Genomic DNA, 16,585 nt, shown 5'->3' on the forward strand with positions numbered 1-16,585 from the left:
AGTCTCGTGGGCTCGGAGATGTGTATAAGAGACAGGGTCGGGGTGGTGGCGCCGGGCAGTGCCTTCCTGTCGCTGGGCACCTCGGGCGTGCTGTTCGTCAGCGGCAACCGCTTCGCCCCCAACCCGGAACGCGGGGTGCACGCCTTCTGCCACGCCCTGCCCAACCGCTGGCACCAGATGTCGGTGATGCTGAGCGCGGCGAGTTGCCTGTCCTTCGCCGCCCTCCTGACCGGCGCCGCGGACGAGGCGGCGCTGCTGCGCGAGGCCGAATCACACGGCGGCGACCCCGGCGCCCTGGTCTTCCTGCCCTACCTGTCGGGGGAGCGCACGCCGCACAACGACCCTCACGCCAAGGGCGTCGTCTTCGGCCTGACCCACGACACCGACCGCGGGGCGCTCGCCCGCGCGGTGCTGGAGGGGGTGGCCTTCGCCTTTGCCGACGGGCTGGACGCCCTGGAGGAGGCCGGCGGGCGCGTCGAACGGTTCCTGGTGATCGGTGGCGGCGCCCGCAGCGCCCTGTGGGGCCGCATCCTGGCGAGCGCGCTCGGCCGGCCGCTCGACTACCCGGCGGGGGGCGAGGTCGGCCCGGCCTTCGGGGCGGCCCGACTGGCGCGCCTCGCGGTGACGGGCGAGGAACCGGACACCGTGTGCCGGCCCTTGGAGATCCGCCACACCGTGGAGCCGGACCCGGCCCTGGCCGCCGCCCTGGCGCCGCGCCGCCGCCTGTTCCGCCGGCTCTACGGCGATCTGAAAGCGGCCTTCCACGAGGCCGACGGGGCGTGACCCACGCACATGCGGGTGTCTTCCCGCCGATTTTCAAAGGGCGAGCCTTCTCCGGGGCTTAATTGAGGAAGCGGTTTTCGCGCAGGCGGGCCACGGCGAGGTCCACGAAGGCCCTTACCTTGGCCGGCGCGTGGCGCCCCTCGGGATGGAGGACATGGATGGGCAGGGGCGGCTCCTCATGGTCGGCGAGCACGATCCGAAGCTCGCCAGCGAGGAGCGCCGGGCCGATCTGGTAATGAAGAACCCGGGTGAGGCCCCAGCCCGCCTTGGCGGTCGCGATCACCGCCTCGTTGGTGTTGCATTGCAGAACCGGGTCGATGGTCACCCGCTGGTCCCGGGCGAACCGCCACTCCGGCGATGCCCACGCGCCGGTCGATACGGCGATGCGATGGTGCTTGAGGTCGACCGGTGTTCTTGGGACGCCGTGGCGCTGGAAATAGGCCGGGGCGCCGCAGACCACGCGCCGGACCATGCCGACCCGGATTGCCGTAAAGCCGGAATCCGGCAGGTGGCCGATGCGCACGGCGACATCGATGCCTTCCTCCACGATGTTCACCGGGCGGTCGACGAAGAAGGTCTGCGCGCGCATGCCGGGGTAGCGATCCAGATACTCGGTCACGATCGGCAGCACATGCATCGGCCCGAACAGAGCGGAGGCGGTGACCGCGAGCGTCCCGGTCGGTGTGGCGTAGACGCCGCCCGCGGCGGCCTCCGCCTCCGTGATGTCCGACAGGATGCGGCGGCAATCCTCGAGGTAGCGCGCGCCGGCTTCGGTCACCTTGACCGAGCGGGTGGTGCGCACGAACAGGCGGGCGCCGATGAGATCCTCAAGGGCCGCCACGGCGCGCGTCACCGCGGGCGCGCTCAGATGCAGGTGGCGGGCGGTTTCGGCAAAGCTCTCCGTTTCCGCGACCTTCACGAAGATCCGCATCGCCTGCAGCCGGTCCATGCGCGCCCCCGTTTCGCCGTGTCCCCGTCACAGTCTGTGGCCGAAGAGGCTCCGGATAGCAACCTCCGCCTGCGCCGCCGGGTCAGAAGCCGCCTCTTTAGAAGCCGCCGGGTCAGAAGCCGAAATGGCTGAGGCCCGGATGGTCGTCCGGACGGCGGCCCAGCGGCCAGCGGAACTTGCGGTCGGCTTCGGCGATGGGGTGCTCGTTGATGCTGGCGTGGCGGACACGCATCAGCCCATCCTCGGCGAACTCCCAATTCTCGTTGCCGTAGGCGCGGAACCACTGGCCGCTGTCGTCGTGGTATTCGTAGGCGTAGCGCACGGCGATGCGATTGCCGCCGAACGCCCACAGCTCCTTGATCAGCCGGTAGTCCAGCTCGCGGTTCCACTTGCGGGTCAGGAATGCCTCAACCTCGGCGCGGCCGTTGGCGAACTCCGCGCGGTTCCGCCAGCGCGTGTCGGTGGTGTAGGCCAGCGCGACCTTGGCGGGATCGCGGCTGTTCCAGCCGTCTTCCGCCAGACGGACCTTCTCGACGGCGGTTTCCTGGGTGAAGGGAGGCAGGGGAGGACGGGACATGGCGAACTCCTTTGGTTTGCGGGGGAAAGGACGGGCAGCGGGTAGCGATTGGTCAGAGCGCGAGTTGCAGGCGGTCGTCCACGCCCGTCTCCGCTTCGGCGGGGACGGCGCAGCACAGCAGCACCTCGTCCGTGGCGACCGCCGCGCTCGGCTCCTTGAGGTAGGTCACCGCACCCTTGAGCAATTTGGTGCGGCAGGTCCCGCAGGTGCCTTCGCGGCAACTGAAGGCGGGATCGAGGCCGCGCGCTTCGGCCAGTTCGAGCAGCGTGCCGGAGCCGGGTGTCCAGCGCGCCTCCTTGAGCGCGTTCATGAAGGCGACCGGAACCGGCTTGGTCGCGGGCGGCCGGCGCGCCGGTGCGGCGGCGGTTTCCATGGTCTGACCCGTCCGCTTCAGGGACGACGGCCCGAACGCTTCGGTGTGAATCCGGCTGTCAGCGATGTTGAGGCCGCGCAGGCCGTCGTAGAGCGCCTGGGTGAAGGCGGGCGGCCCGCAGACGTAGAAGTCGTAATCGTTGAAGCCGAGGATGCGTGTCAGCAGCGTCATGTCGATGCGGCCCACGGCGTCGTAATCAACGCCCGGTGCGGCCTCACCGGGATCGCTGAGGACGCGGACAAGCCGGACGGCGCCGTTCGCCGCCGTGACAAGGTCGGCGATTTCCCGGTCGAACGGACGCTCCGCTTTGGAGCGCGCGGCGTGGACCAGGATCGTCGGGCGGATGCGTTGCGTGCGCAGCCCCTCATAGACCACGTGTCGCAGCATGGCGAGCAGCGGCGTGATACCGACCCCGCCGGCCAGCAGCACCGCCGGCCGTACCGCGCGGGCGTCGATGGTGAAGCCGCCCGCCGGCCCGCGCGCCTCGATGACGTCGCCGACCCGGACATGGTCGTGCAGATGCCGCGACACCAGGCCTTCGCGTTTGACGCTGATGCGGTAGATCCCGTCCGACGGGGCGACGGACAACGTGTAGGTCCGGACGACCGGTTTGTCGGCGCCCGCCGGGGTGACGCGGATGGGCAGATGCTGGCCGGCCAGATGCGGCGGCAGCCCCGCGCCGTCGGTCGGCCGCAGATGAAAGGAGCGGATGGTGGCGCTTTCCTCCACGATGTCCGTCACCGTCATCGGCCGCCAGCGCGTCGCCGTTTCCTCCGCGCGCAGCCGGTCAGCGGCTTGGCCCCAGTCGCCCGTCATCAGGGAGCTGGGTGACCAGCCGTCCGCCCGCAGCGTCCAGCGCAAGGCCAGGGCGCCGCGCCGCCGGACGACCTTGCGCGCCTTGAACGTCCACAGCCGCTCGGCGCCCTGGAAGGCGGCGATCTCCGGCGAGTCCAGGATCACCGCGGCGTCGCCGGTCATCTGCAGCAGGTCGCCGCTGGCGAAATCGACGAAGAGCAGCCCCGCCTTCCCGTTGAGCAGGATGTTGCCAAGCGTGGCGAAGAAGAGATTGCCGTCGAAATCCGGAATGGTGAGCGTGCCGTCCCCGGCCACGCGGACGAAGCCGGCCTTGCCGCCGCGATGCGACACGTCGACTTGGCGATGGTCGCCGCGGTCGGCGTAGGAGGCGACGAAGAAGGCGTCCGCCGCTTCGATCGCCGCCCGTGCCGCCGGGTCGAGGGCCGTCAGCTCCTCGACGGCACCGGCGAAGGGCTGGGCGGGGTCGCGGGCCAGCGTGGCGTCGCGCAGCTGGATGTAGCGGGGGCAGTTTCCGAAACTCTGGCCGACCGCGACGCAGAAGCCCTCGGGCGTCGTCGTGGCGACGCCGTTCATGCGGTTGCGCCGCCGCGTGTTCATCTCGATGCCGAGGAGGCCGACCGGAGCACCGTCGGTCATGCCGGCCGCCGCGGGATCGCCGGCGCTTGGGCGCGCGGCGATGTCGAGGGCGGTCGGCGACGGTGAGGACAGGAAGCCGGGCCGCCCTTCGAGGATGCCGGCCCACGCGTCTCCATCAGGGTCGGCGCTGCCGATCACGATGAAGGGGAGCTGGGCGTAGAAGTCGCGGTGCTGGTCGGGCATGAAGTCGCGGATGACCCGCTGTCCCACCATCGCCATCCGTTCGGCGACGTCGGCGCCAACTTTCTTCTGCAGGAACGTCTCGCCCTCGTGCCAGATCGGCAGCGTCTTCGCGGTCTCGCCCATATTCCGTCTCCTCGGTACCCGTCTCCTCATTGAAAGAAGCGGGCGCGCCGGATCGCGCGCCCAGGCGGCGCGTCAGGCGGCGGTGAGTCCGGCCGGCGTCTGGGCGAAGGGGACGAAGCCCGGCAGCGCCTCGACCCGGCGGAGGAAGGCGTTGACGGCCGGATAGCCCGACAGATCGACGTTGCCCTCCGGGGCGCGGGCGACATAGCTGTAGATGGCGACGTCGGCGATCGTCGGCTGGACGCCGACCAGCCAGTCGCGGCCGGACAGGTGGCTGTCGAGACGCTTCAGCAGGGTGTGTGCGCGGCCGATGACCTCGTCGGGGTTGAAGCCCGCGCCGAACACCGTGACCAGCCGCGCCGCCGCCGGGCCGTAGGCGACCTCGCCGGCCGCGACCGACAGCCAGCGCTGGACGGCCGCCGCGTTCCGGGCGTCCTCGGGCAGCCAGTCGGTGCACCCGGCCTTCTTGGCCAGATAAACCAGGATGGCGTTCGAGTCCGAAACGACCACGCCGTCGTCGTCCAGCACCGGCACTTGGCCGAACGGATTCAGCGCCAGGAATTCGGGGGTCTTGTGCGCACCCGCCTTCAGGTCGACCTCGACCAGCTCGTGCGGCAGTCCGAGCAGGGAGACGAACAGGCGGGCGCGGTGCGCATGACCCGACAGCGGGTGATGATAGAGCTTCATGGCTGACTCCTGCGATGCTGGCCGGGACCATCCCGATCCGCACACAGAGAGTGCGCCCGTCAGCCGATCATCGGAATGACCCGGTTTGACAGTTCATCATTACAGCCAGCGCAATAATGCCGGTTGGGGTGGGGTGTTTGGGGTGAGTGCGTTAGACGTTACCTCTCCCCAGAGGTGAGAGGGCTACAAAGGCCAATTGCAACAGTTCCGCATGACCGCTCAGACCGGCTTGACCTTCGGTCGCTTCCACGGCATTATGATGCATCATACATCGGATGGTCGGCAACGACGGGAAGGGCGGAGGATGAGCGGGTTCGATCTGACCCTTCTCGAACACGACAATCTTGGCGGCACGATTTACCAGAAATTGTGCGAGGCCCTGATGAAGGGCGCCTTCAAGCCGAACGACCGCCTCAAGATCCGCGATCTGGCCGACCGGCTGGGGACGAGCGTCACGCCGGTGCGCGACGCCATCCTGCGGCTGGTGCAGGATCAGGCCCTGGTGCTGCGCTCGCCGCGCGACATCCGCGTCCCGATGCTGACACGGGCCACCTACCTGGAGATCCGCGACATCCGCGTCAATCTGGAAGGGCTGGCCGCCGCGCGGGCTGCCGAACAGGCCACGCCCGCGCAGATCGCGGCCTTGGACGCCCTGCTCAAGCGCAACGAGGAGGCGATGGCCGCAGGCAACACCGCGCGGGCCACCGAACTCAACCAGATCTTCCATTTCACGGTGTCGGAGATCGCGGACATGCCAGTGCTCGGCGACATTCTGCGGCGGCTCTGGCTGCAGATGGGGCCGTTGATCGCCGACGTCTACGGCGGCGCCGGGCGCACGATGATCGACCATCACTACCCGCTGATGGACGCCATCCGCCGCCACGACGGCCCCGCCGCAGCACACGCCATCCAGGCCGACATCCTGCTGGCCAGCGGCCCGATCCTGGAGAGGATCGACGGCGTGCATCCCGAGGCGCTCGCCGTCTGATTCCCCGCCGATGCCATCCACTTCCTCAGCCGATCCACCCGCGATTATGATGCATCAAACATTGACCGCTTCGAACCACGAGGAGACACCGGCGATGACACCGGCCCCGACCCAGGGTGACGTTCTGACCACCGCCGCGCCGGCAATCTCCACGGAGGAGGCCGGCGCCATCCTGCAACGGTGGTTCGGCGTGGCCGGCACCGTCCGCGAACTGAGCAGCGAGCGCGACCGCAACTTCCACATATCCACGCCGGATGGGCAGGGCTATGTGCTGAAGTTCACCAACCCGGCGGAGCCGCAACCCGTCACCGGCTTTCAGACCGGGGCCATGCAGCATGTGGCCGACCGCGACCCGACCTTGCCGGTGCCGCGGGTCGTGCCGACGCTGGACGGGGAGGCCCAGGCGATCGTCCACATCGACGGCAGCGCCATTGTGCTGCGGCTGCTGACCTATCTCGAAGGAACGCCGCTCCACGCCGCGCCGCCCTCGCCGGGTCTGATGCGGGCGTTGGGAACGACGCTGGCCCGGCTGGATCGGGCGCTGGCCGACTACGAGCATCCCGGCTCGGAGCGCGACCTGCTGTGGGACATCACCCGCACCGCCAGCGTCGCCGACCGGCTGCACTATGTGGCGGACGACCGGCGCCGTGGGATGGTCGAGCGCTTCGTCGCCCGCTTCGCCGACGAGATCGCCCCCCGGCTGCCCGCCCTGCGCCATCAGGTGATCCACAACGACCTGAATCCCCACAACGCGGTGGTCGATCCGGTCGGGCATGAGACGGTCACCGGGATCATCGATTTCGGCGACGCGCTGCGGGCGCCGCTGGTCAACGATCTGGCGACGGCGCTCGCCTACCACGTCACCAGCGGCGAGACTCCCTTCGGCTCCGTGGTCGAGATGACCCGCGCCTACAACGCCGTGCTGCCGCTGACGGCGGACGAGGTGGACCTGCTGCCCGATCTGGTGGCGGGCCGCCTCGCCCTGACCGTCGGCATCACCGGCTGGCGAGCGGCCGAGTACCCCGCCAACGCCGCCTACATCCTGCGCAACGCCGAACGTGCCTTCGCCGGCCTGGACCGGCTGACCGGCGACGAGGCCGCCACCGCACGCCGCCTGCTCCATCTCGCCTGCCAGAAAGTGTGAACCGCCATGACCATGATCAACGCCTACGCGCCCGACTCCGCTGGGACCCTGCCGGAGCGCGAGCGCGCCCTGATCGCCCGTCGCGAGAAGCTGCTCGGCCCGGCCTACCGCCTGTTCTACGCCGACCCGATCCATGTCGTGCGCGGGGAGGGCTCGTCCCTCTATGACGCCGAAGGCAACCGCTATCTGGACGCCTACAACAACGTCGCCTCGGTCGGGCATTCGCGGCCGGAGGTGGTGGAGGCGATGGCCAAGCAGGCGGCCGTTCTGAACACCCACACGCGCTACCTGACCGACGGCATCCTCGACTTCGCCGAAGCCTTCCTGGCGGAGTTCCCGGCGGCGCTGTCGCATCTGATGCTGACCTGCACCGGCAGCGAGGCCAACGATCTGGCCCTGCGCGTCGCCCGCGTCCACACCGGCGGCACCGGCGTCGTCATCGCGCACAACGCCTACCACGGCGTGACCTCGGCGCTGGCCGAGATGTCGCCCTCGCTGGGCGCCGCGGTGAAGCTGGGCGACCATGTCCGCGTGGTGCCGGCGCCCGACGGCTATCGCATGCCGGAGGCCGAGGTCGGCGCCGCCTTCGCGCGCTCCGTCGAGGAGGCCATCGCCGACCTGCGGGAGAAGGGGATCGCCCCGGCGGCGCTGCTGGTCGACACCATCTTCTCCAGCAGCGGCGTCTTCACCGACCCGGCCGGCTTCCTCGCCCCGGCGGTCGAGGCGATGCGCAAGGCCGGCGGTATCTTCATCGCCGACGAGGTGCAGCCCGGCTTCGGGCGGCTCGGCACGCACATGTGGGGCTTCGCGCGTCATGGGCTGGTGCCCGACATCGTGACGGTCGGCAAGCCGATGGGCAACGGCCACCCGGTGGCCGGCGCGGTGTTCCGGCCGGAGGTGATCGAGGCGTTCGGCAAGAGCCAGCGCTATTTCAACACCTTTGGCGGCAACCCGGTGTCCTGCGCGGTGGCCCTGGCGGTGCTGCGCGTGATCAAGGCGGACCGCCTGCAGGAGAACGCCCTGACCGTCGGCACGCAGATGATCGACGGCCTGCGCGCACTCGCCGCCAAGCACGAGCTGATCGGCGACGTGCGCGGAAGCGGGCTGTTCATCGGCGTCGAGATGGTGCGCGACCGCAAGCTCAAGACCCCGGCGTCGGAGGAGACGGCCCGCGTCGTGAACGGGATGCGCCAGCGCCGGGTGCTGATCAGCGCGACCGGCCAGGAGGGGCACATCCTGAAGATCCGCCCGCCGCTGGTCTTCTCGTCCGAGGACGCGAAGCTGTTCCTCGCCACGCTCGATGAGGTGCTGGCGGCGCTGTAAAGGCGCCGTCCCTCAGCCGAGCCGTATCCGTTCGCCGGGGAGGGCCAGCCCCATCCGGTCATCGCCCGCACAGCTTGCGGCCAGCGCCTCGCGCTGGTCGCGGCGCACGTGGTAGAGGCGCACCGCGCCGATTCCCAGGCGCTCCGGCAGGCCGGCCAGCGCCTCATGGGCGGCGTGGAAGGACTGGGTGGGGTCGGCCTGCACGGTGAAGCATTCTTGGAACAGCAGGTCGGCGCCCCGGTAGAGGTCTTCGGCCTTCTGTGTCGGGCGGCCGTCGCCGGAATAGGCGAAGCTCCGCCCGCCGGCCTCCAGCCGAATCGCGTGGTTGGGGACAGCGTGAAGGGTCGGCGCACTGCGCAGGACGAAGGGGCCGATCCGCCCCGCCGTCCCCTCGCCCGGCGTCTCGCGCCAGATCAGGGGGAACTGCCGCGACCGCTGCGGATCGATGCCGCCGGCCTCGAACAGGCGGGTGAGCTGGTGACGGCCCTCGGCGGTGGTCACGATCTCCAGCGGCTTGCGGCGCCCGTCGTCGGTCCAGCGGATCAGCACCGGCACCAGACCGAAGCAATGGTCGGGGTGGTGATGCGTGAAATAGATCGCGTCCACCGCGTCCGGTTCGGGCAGCGCCCGCCACAGCGAGGGCGGCACCGAATGGCCGCAGTCGATCAGCAGGCGGAAGCCCTCCGCCGTCACGGCGACGGAGGAATTGCAGAAGTCGGGGTCGCCGGCCTCGCCGACGCCCAGCACGAAAATGTCCATGGGGTTCAATGTCCAACCTTGGCCAGCACGTCGGCTTTGAGGAAGCGCTCGATCACCAGCATGAACCCGACCGAGGGGACCAGCAGGATCAGCGCCGTGATCGCGGCGATCTGGTAGTTGCCGCCCATGCCCGCGTTGAACATGAGGAGCGGCAGGGTGGTGACGTCGGGCACGCCGACGAAATAGGTCCCGGTGAACTCGTCCAGCGATTCCAGGAACACGAAGATCGAGGAGGCCAGCACGCCGGGTGCGGCCAGCGGCAGCGTCACGTCGCGGAAGGTCCGAAGGGGCGAGGCGCCCATGTCGCGCGCCGCCTCCTCCAGCGAGCGGTCCACCGCGGAGAAGGCGGCCGCGGTGATCCACACCGAGAAGACCAGCCCGTGCACGGTGTGCACCAGGACCACCCCGGCAATGGTGCCGTTCAGCCCGACCGCATAGAAGATGCGCGCCACGTTGATGTAGACGGCGACGCTGGGGAAGGCCTGCGGCAGCAGGAAAGCCAGCAGGATCGCCCCCCGCCAGGGCAGGCGCAGCCGGGCCAGCGCGTAGCCCGCCGGGATCGACACCGCCAGACAGGCGGCCACTGTGAACAGCGCGATGGTGACGCTGGTCGCCAGCGACGCCATGGCGTTGGAGCGCGGGGCGAAGACCCGCTCCCAGAAGGAGAAGCCGTATTGCAGGGGCAGGGCGTGCGGGAAATACCATTTCTCCGCCACCGCCCAAAGGCCGAGGTTGGTCAGCGGTCCGAACACCGCGAAGGCGAGCAGCCCGAGCAGGAGGCCGCGGGGAAGCCAGCCGAAAGAACGCAGCATCACCGCCCGCCTCCCTGGCGCACGCCGTGGCGCAGGTAGATCCAGCCGACCAAGCCGGCCATGGCGTAGGAGACGAAGCCCAGCGCGTTCGCCACGCCGTAATCGCCGTGGGCGTTGATGCGGTAGGCCATGTCGACGGTGATCATGGTCGGGCTGTTGGGGTTGATCATCATGGGAACGGACATCACCGACAGCATGGTCACGAAGCTGAGGATGAGCCCGACGACCAGCGTCGGACGGACCTGCGGAACGACGATCTCGGCGAGGATGCGCAGCCGCCCGGCGCCGAGGTCGCGCGCCGCCTCGATGGTCGAGCGGTCGAGCGAGGCCATGGCGCCCGCCACCATCAGCGCCACGAAGGGCGTCTGCTTCCACACGAAGGTGACGACGACCCCGCGCCAGTCGAGCAGGCTCGCCGCCTGCAACGGCTCGATGATCCCGGCGCCGACCAGCGCGTTGTTCATCAGCCCGTTCTTGGCGAGGAAGGAGCGCATCATCTGGCTCGCCACGATGAAGGGGATGAACAGCGGCCAGCGGTAGAGCCAGCGCAGCAGCGTCACCGCCACCCGATTGCCGCCCAGCGTCAGATAGCCGCCGATGGCGATGGCGAGCAGCGCGACGAGCAGCGACGACAGAAGGACGATGGCGAGCGTGAACAGGATGTCCATCCGGTACAGCTCGAACGCCTTGGCGAAATTCGCCAGGGTCCAGGCGCCGGTCCGGTCCTGAAAGGCGCTGACCGCCGAATAGCCCAGGGGATAGAGGAAGAACAGCGCCACCATCGCCAGGGCGGGCGCCACGAGGATCAGGCCCCAGGCGGCGCCTCCGCCGAAGATGGCGCTGAGCGGGGTGCTGGCGCCGGACCGCCCTCCGCCGTCGCGGGGAGCGGCCTCGGACCGGAGGACGGCGTCAGTTGGCAACGGTCCGCTCATACGCTTCCATGATGTCGGAGAAGTAGCCGGTCAGCGGGAAGGGCTTGCCCTTGGCGGCCAGCTCGTCCGGCTTCACGTCGGTGAACAGGCGGGCCCAGGTCTGCTCGTCCAGCTTGGCCTGGACATGCTGGGCGTCGATGCCGGGGTACCAGTTGAAGCGCTTCACGATGCCCTCGGCCTGCACCTCGGGGCTGGTCGCCATCTCGATGAACTTGCGGGCGGCCTCCGGGTTGGCGGCCTTGGCCGGCACCGCGTAGTACATGGGCTGGCCGGGCATGCCGGGGCCGATGAGCTGGAGCTTCAGGTTCGGGCCGAGCCGCCCGTCCGCCTGCCACGTGTAGAACATGTCCACCCACACCGGACCCATGGCGATCTCGCCGCGGTTCAGCATGTCGAGCGTGCCGGCGTTGCCCGGCGTCAGCGTGACGTTGCGGTTGAAGTCCTTCAGGCCCGACAGCGCCTTCTCGATGGCCGGCTTCAGGCCGGCGTCGTAGGCGCCCTGTTCCAGCCGGGCCGCGTCGTCCATGTGGGCCGAGACCCAGCCGGTGACGAAGCCGACGCCGGACATGCCGCCCTTGATGCCGTTGTAGCCGAAGGCCTTGGGGTTGGCCTTCACCCACTCCGCCAGCTCGGCGTAGGTCCTGGGCGGGGTCTTCAGCAGGTCGGGGTTGTAGGCCAGCGCGATCTGGCTGTGGAACATCGGCAGCACATAACCGGCGACGTCGGCGCCCAGCGCGTTGCGCGCGGTGTCGCGGGTGGCGAGCTTGGCCGTCGCCGTCTGGTCGGCGTAGCGGCTCAGCAGCTTCTCGACGGCCATCTGGCCGGCCATCTTCTGGTGGAGGACGGCGACGTCGATGTCCCAGGCGGCGGTGCCGGCCTTGTCCTGCGCGCTCAGCTTCTCGTAGATCTTCTGCGAACCGGCGTCGCCGGGGCCGGTGCCCGCGGCGCGCACGGTGACGCCGGGATTCTGCTTCTCGAACTTCGGCCCGAGATAGTCGTTCACGTAATCGACCATGTTCTGGTCGCCGGCGGTGACGACGTTCAGGACCGTCTCGGCTTTCAGTGGCGCGGCCATCAGGCCGGCGGCGAGCGCCAGACCGGCGGCGCCCGCAAACAGGGTGTTCAGCTTCATCGGATGGACCTCTTTCCCGGATTTGCAGAAGCCGTCGGCGTCAGGCCGCGTCCCGAAGCGGGTAGCAGTGCAGGGCCGAAGGCGGGATGACGATGCCGACGGCGTCGCCGACCGCGCGGCGCTCCCCGTCGTCGACCAGGAACGCCGTGCCGCCGACCGCCACGCCGTAGCGCCAGCGGCCGCCGGGGTAGGCGGTCTGGGTGATGCGCCCGCGCAGGACCAGCGCGCCCTCGGGCGCCTCGCCGGACGCGGCCAGCCGGGCCGCCTCGCTGCGGAAATGGGCGGTGATGGGGCCACCAGCGTCAGCGGCAAGGTCGGTGTCGGCGGCGAGATGCAGGCCGCCGTCGCCGACCTCCTGCCCCACCGGCAGGCGAGCGGCGTCGTGGTCCGCCCCGGCGGCGACGGACAGCGTTCCGCCGTCCCGCTCCGCCCGCAAGGCCACGACGTTGTCGGCGCCCATGAAGCTGGCGACGAAGGGGCTGGCGGGGCGGTGGTAGACCTCTTCCGGCGACCCAGCCTGGGCGATGGAGCCCGCGTTCATGATGACGATCCGGTCGGCCATCACCATGGCCTCCTCCCGGTCGTGGGTGACGTGCAGGGCGGTGATGCCGAGCCGCTGCTGGAGCGCGCGGATCTCGTGGCGCAGTTCCAACCGGATGCGGGCGTCGAGGTTGGACAGCGGCTCGTCGAGAAGAAGGATGTCGGGGCTGATCGCCAGCGCGCGGCCCAGCGCCACGCGCTGGCGCTGCCCGCCGGACAGTTGGGTGACGTTGCGCCCGGCCATCCCGTCGAGCTTGAGGAGGCGCAGCATCTCCGCCACCCGCTCCTCGATCCGCGGGCGCGGTGTGCGGCGCAGCTTCAGGCCGTAGCCGATGTTCTGCGCCGCCGTCATGTGCGGCCAGAGCGCATAGGACTGGAACACCATCGCGGTGTCCCGCCGTTCCGGCGGGGTGGCGGTCACGTCGCGCCCGGCGATGGCGATCCGCCCGCCGGTCACCGGCACGAAGCCCGACACGGCGCGCAACAGGGTCGTCTTGCCGCAGCCGGAGGAGCCGAGCAGGGCCACGAACTCGCCGCGGGCGACCTGCAGGCTGACCCCGTTCAGCACCTGGGTGCCGCCATAGGCGACGGTCAAAGTCTCGATGGTCAGGTCGGCCATGTCGCCGGGTTTCCCTCATCCCCACCGGCTTTGCATGCGTATGCAAAGCCGCAACGCCACCCGTGTAGGCGCGTTGCGTGAAGCGGGAATGATGGAATCGTGACAGTTTGATAAAAGCCGCCGCTCAAAAGCGAATGTCTGTTCGCTTTTGAATCACATCGCCTCACTCACCGGCTCTCAGCGGATGCCAGTGGCATCCGCCTGCCGCCAGCGGGAACTCTGCTCCCGCGAGAGGCGGGCTTCGGCCACATGTGCGGCCGGAACCGCCGTCGCGGTTCAAAGCGGATTGCCATCCGCTTTGGTGAAATCGGCGGCGGCTTTGCCGTCACCAGTCGGTGGGGCAGGAGCGGCAGTCGGTCATCAGCGCGTCCTGGAAGATGGCGAAGCGGATCTTCGCGCCTTCCAGGTTGGCATGCGACAGGTTGGTCAGGGACAGCTTGGCCTCCTGGAGGTTGGCGCCCTCCAGGTTGGCGCTGGTGAGGTCGGCCTTGTCGGCGCGCAGCGCCTCCAGATTGGCGGCGGTCAGGTCGGCCTGCCGCAGGTCGGCGCCGTTGGCGCGGGCGAACTCCAGGTTGGCGCCGCGCAGGCGGGCGCCGGACAGGCGCGTGCCCTGAAGGAAAGCGGTGCGCAGATCGGCGCCGTCGAGGATGGCCCCGCTGAGGTCGGCCCCGCGCAGATCGGCGTGGCGCAGGTCAGCGCGCATCAGGTTGGCGCCGCGCAGGTCGGCGCCGGCCAGCGACAGGCTGCGCAGGTTGCGGTGGCGCAGGTCGATGCCTGGGCAGACCGCCTTGGCCGTCAGGACACAGCCGGCGACCTCGGTGACGCGCTCCTCCTCGCCGCCGCCGAGGCTGGCGGTTTCGACCTCGGCCGCCAGCGGAGCGGTGAGCGGGCCGGACAGGGACAGCAGGGCGCACAGGGCGAAGGCGGGCCGGAAGAAGCGGTTCATGGGGGAGAACTCCCATCGCTGCGGTGCAGGAAAGCCGGGGCAGGGAGGAGGACGGGGACAGGTGAGCCCGCCTCCCCGCCCCGGCGGGCGGTCACTTGTTGGCGGTCACTTGGCGCTGGAGACCTTCACGTCGGCCAGCTTGAACACCCAGAAGGAGCCGCCTTGGGTCACGCGCGTGGTCAGGTCGGCGAGATCGCCGCCCCACAGCGGCACAGCGCCGCCGTAACCGGTGGTGATGCCGACATACTGCACCCCGTCCAGCTCCCAGGTGACCGGGGAGGAGATGATGCCGGAGCCGGTCTGGAACTTCCAAAGCTCCGCCCCGGACCTGGCGTCGAACGCCTTGACGTAGCCGTCGCCGGTGCCGGTGAAGACCAGCCCGCCGGCGGTCGCCAGCGTGCCGGACCACAGCGGCAACTCCTCCTTGTGCTCCCAGGCGACCTTGCCGGTCGTCGGGTCGATCGCGCGCAGGACGCCGACATGATCCTCGAACATCTTGTGGATGCGGAAGCCCATGCCGAGATAGGCGGAGCCGGGGTTGTAGCCGACATGCTCCGTCCAGTAGTCCTCCTTCCAGTGGTTGGCGGCGATATAGAACAGGCCGGTGTCCTCGCTGTAGGACATCGGGTTCCAGTTCTTGCCGCCGAGGAAGGGCGGGGAGACCTCGACCGACTTGCCGCGCTTCTCGCCCTCGGCGGGGGGCGGCGGGCGCTGGCCCTCGACCTCGATGGGGCGGCCGGTCTTCAGGTCGATGCCCTTGGCCCAGGTGATGCCGTCCACGAAGGGAAAGGCCGCCAGCACGCTGTTCGGCTTGTTCGCCTCGCCGCCCGCCGTCGCCAGCTTCGTCCGGTCGGTGACGTAGAAGAAGCCGTTGCGGTCGGCGTGGGCGGTCGCCTTCACCGTCTTGCCGGACGCGTCCTTGTAGTCGAACAGCACCAGCTCGTTGTTGCCGGAGAAGTCCCAGGTGTCGTTGGGGGTGTGCTGGTAGAAGCCCTTCAGCTCGCCCGTGGTCGGATCGACGTAGGCCTGCCCGGAGGTGTAGAGGCTGTCGCCGGGCCAGCGCGCCCAGCCGTTCCACGGCGCCGGGTTGCCGGTGCCGATGACGATGGTGTTGGTCTCCACGTCGAAGGTGGCGCTCTGCCAGGGCGCGCCGCCGCCGTGGTTCCACGCCTCGACGAGTTGCCCGTCCTTGTCGCGCGGCCAGGACGGTGCCCTGGCGTTGCCGGTGGGGGTGCTGTCCTTGCCGTCGAGCCGGCCCATGTGGCCCTCGACCAGCGGACGCATCCAGATCTCGTCGCCGGTGTCGGGATCGCGGGCGAACAGGCGGCCGACCACGCCGAACTCGTCGCCGGACGAGCCGTGGATCAGCAGCATGCGCCCGGTCTTCTGGTCCTTCACGACGGTCGGCGCGCCGGTCATGGTGTAGCCGACCTTGTGATCGGCGAACTTCTTGCGCCAGGCAACCTTGCCGGTGTCCTTGTTCAGCGCGACGATGGAGGCGTCGAGCGTGCCGAAAAACACCTTGTCGCCATAGATCGCCGCCCCGCGGTTGACCACGTCGCAGCAGGGCCGGATGTCGTCGGGCAGGCGGTGGGCGTAGGTCCACAGCCGCTTGCCGGTGCGCGCGTCGAGCGCAAACATCCGCGAGTAGGAGGCGGTGACGTAGATCACCCCGTCATGCACCAGCGCCTGCGTCTCCTGTCCGCGCTGCTTCTCGTCGCCGAAGGAGAAGGACCAGGCGGGGACCAGCCGCGACACACTGGTGGTGTCGATCTGCTTCAGCGGGCTGAAGCGTTTGCCCTCCACCCCCATGCCGTACATCAGCACGTCGCCGGCCGACTTGGCGTCGTTGGCGATGTCGTCCCAGGTGACGTCGGTGGCCTGGGCGCTTCCCCAGGCCGCCGGAGCGGCGGAGGTGAGGAACCCAGCCACCACCGCGGTGATGATTCGGCGCCGAACCCGTCCGGCCCCGGTGTCTGTCTTGGTTTTCGGCTTGGTTCTCGGAGTGGTGTCCAAGGATAAAGTCATGCGTTTCCCCCGTGAAAGGCCGTTTTTTTCCGGGGCGGATCGTCCGCCCGATCCGCCCCGGTTCCGGCACCGCGTCTTACGCCTTGCATGTTCGTCTTGGCGGTTCTTCGGTTCCATTGGACGATACGGGGACGACATTCTTGCAACGCGCGTATGAAGGTGTCCCGAAGGGGGCGGGAAAAAATCCTGCCGCTGCGGCAAAAGGCCCATCCGCCCGCCGCTTCTCGTTCGAAGG

15 protein-coding genes are annotated in these 16,585 nt (G+C 69.5%); 4 read left to right on the forward strand and 11 right to left on the reverse strand.

Features of this window, described 5'->3' with window-relative positions:
- Nucleotides 1-783 (forward strand): FGGY-family carbohydrate kinase (locus Q4I23_RS10990; RefSeq protein WP_498526262.1); only part of this gene is annotated, 783 nt, incomplete at its 5' end.
- Between the two features lie 58 nt (nt 784-841).
- Here the strand turns inward: Q4I23_RS10990 and Q4I23_RS10995 are convergent.
- The 4 genes from Q4I23_RS10995 to Q4I23_RS11010 form a co-directional block, all read right to left on the reverse strand.
- Nucleotides 842-1,732, reverse strand: a complete 891-nt coding sequence (locus Q4I23_RS10995) for a LysR family transcriptional regulator (RefSeq protein WP_237906879.1) — start codon at nt 1,730-1,732, stop codon at nt 842-844.
- Between the two features lie 112 nt (nt 1,733-1,844).
- Complete coding sequence (locus tag Q4I23_RS11000) at nt 1,845-2,309, reverse strand: nuclear transport factor 2 family protein (protein WP_498526263.1); 465 nt, start codon at nt 2,307-2,309, stop codon at nt 1,845-1,847.
- 52 nt (nt 2,310-2,361) lie between these two features.
- A complete protein-coding gene (locus tag Q4I23_RS11005) occupies nt 2,362-4,440 on the reverse strand; it encodes a 2Fe-2S iron-sulfur cluster-binding protein (RefSeq protein WP_498526264.1) in 2,079 nt (692 codons plus the stop codon).
- A 72-nt stretch (nt 4,441-4,512) separates the two neighbouring features.
- Nucleotides 4,513-5,127, reverse strand: a complete 615-nt coding sequence (locus Q4I23_RS11010) for a glutathione S-transferase family protein (protein WP_498526265.1) — start codon at nt 5,125-5,127, stop codon at nt 4,513-4,515.
- A gap of 304 nt (nt 5,128-5,431) precedes the next feature.
- On the opposite strand from Q4I23_RS11010, the gene Q4I23_RS11015 reads away from it, so the two are divergent.
- From Q4I23_RS11015 to Q4I23_RS11025, 3 genes are all read left to right on the forward strand, one after another.
- Nucleotides 5,432-6,115, forward strand: a complete 684-nt coding sequence (locus Q4I23_RS11015; RefSeq protein WP_498526266.1) for a GntR family transcriptional regulator — start codon at nt 5,432-5,434, stop codon at nt 6,113-6,115.
- Between the two features lie 94 nt (nt 6,116-6,209).
- Nucleotides 6,210-7,259, forward strand: coding sequence for a phosphotransferase (locus tag Q4I23_RS11020; protein WP_498526267.1), 1,050 nt, complete (start codon nt 6,210-6,212; stop codon nt 7,257-7,259).
- Nucleotides 7,260-7,265: 6 nt separating this feature from the next.
- On the forward strand, nt 7,266-8,582 hold the full coding sequence (locus Q4I23_RS11025) for an aspartate aminotransferase family protein (protein WP_498526268.1): 1,317 nt from the start codon (nt 7,266-7,268) through the stop codon (nt 8,580-8,582).
- Nucleotides 8,583-8,594: 12 nt separating this feature from the next.
- On the opposite strand, the gene Q4I23_RS11030 is transcribed toward Q4I23_RS11025, so the two are convergent.
- From Q4I23_RS11030 to Q4I23_RS11060, 7 genes are all read right to left on the reverse strand, one after another.
- On the reverse strand, nt 8,595-9,341 hold the full coding sequence (locus Q4I23_RS11030; RefSeq protein WP_498526269.1) for an MBL fold metallo-hydrolase: 747 nt from the start codon (nt 9,339-9,341) through the stop codon (nt 8,595-8,597).
- A gap of 5 nt (nt 9,342-9,346) precedes the next feature.
- Nucleotides 9,347-10,153 carry an ABC transporter permease gene (locus Q4I23_RS11035; protein ID WP_498526270.1) on the reverse strand — a complete coding sequence of 269 codons (807 nt, stop codon included), beginning with the start codon at nt 10,151-10,153 and terminating at the stop codon, nt 9,347-9,349.
- Complete coding sequence (locus Q4I23_RS11040; RefSeq protein WP_454019937.1) at nt 10,153-11,073, reverse strand: ABC transporter permease; 921 nt, start codon at nt 11,071-11,073, stop codon at nt 10,153-10,155. Before Q4I23_RS11040 ends, Q4I23_RS11035 begins: the two co-directional genes overlap by 1 nt.
- Complete coding sequence (locus Q4I23_RS11045; RefSeq protein ID WP_498526271.1) at nt 11,063-12,217, reverse strand: extracellular solute-binding protein; 1,155 nt, start codon at nt 12,215-12,217, stop codon at nt 11,063-11,065. The genes Q4I23_RS11040 and Q4I23_RS11045 overlap by 11 nt, the downstream gene beginning before the upstream one ends.
- 40 nt (nt 12,218-12,257) lie before the next feature.
- Nucleotides 12,258-13,376, reverse strand: coding sequence for an ABC transporter ATP-binding protein (locus Q4I23_RS11050; protein ID WP_498526272.1), 1,119 nt, complete (start codon nt 13,374-13,376; stop codon nt 12,258-12,260).
- Nucleotides 13,377-13,701: 325 nt separating this feature from the next.
- Nucleotides 13,702-14,322: a pentapeptide repeat-containing protein gene (locus Q4I23_RS11055; protein ID WP_498526273.1), complete on the reverse strand. Its 621-nt coding sequence runs from the start codon at nt 14,320-14,322 to the stop codon at nt 13,702-13,704.
- Nucleotides 14,323-14,427: 105 nt separating this feature from the next.
- Entirely contained in the window at nt 14,428-16,350 is a 1,923-nt protein-coding gene (locus tag Q4I23_RS11060) for a methanol/ethanol family PQQ-dependent dehydrogenase (protein ID WP_498526274.1), read from the reverse strand.
- Between the last annotated feature and the right edge of the window lie 235 nt (nt 16,351-16,585).

The sequence above is a fragment of the Azospirillum sp. UFLA03-27 genome, assembly GCF_059803775.1.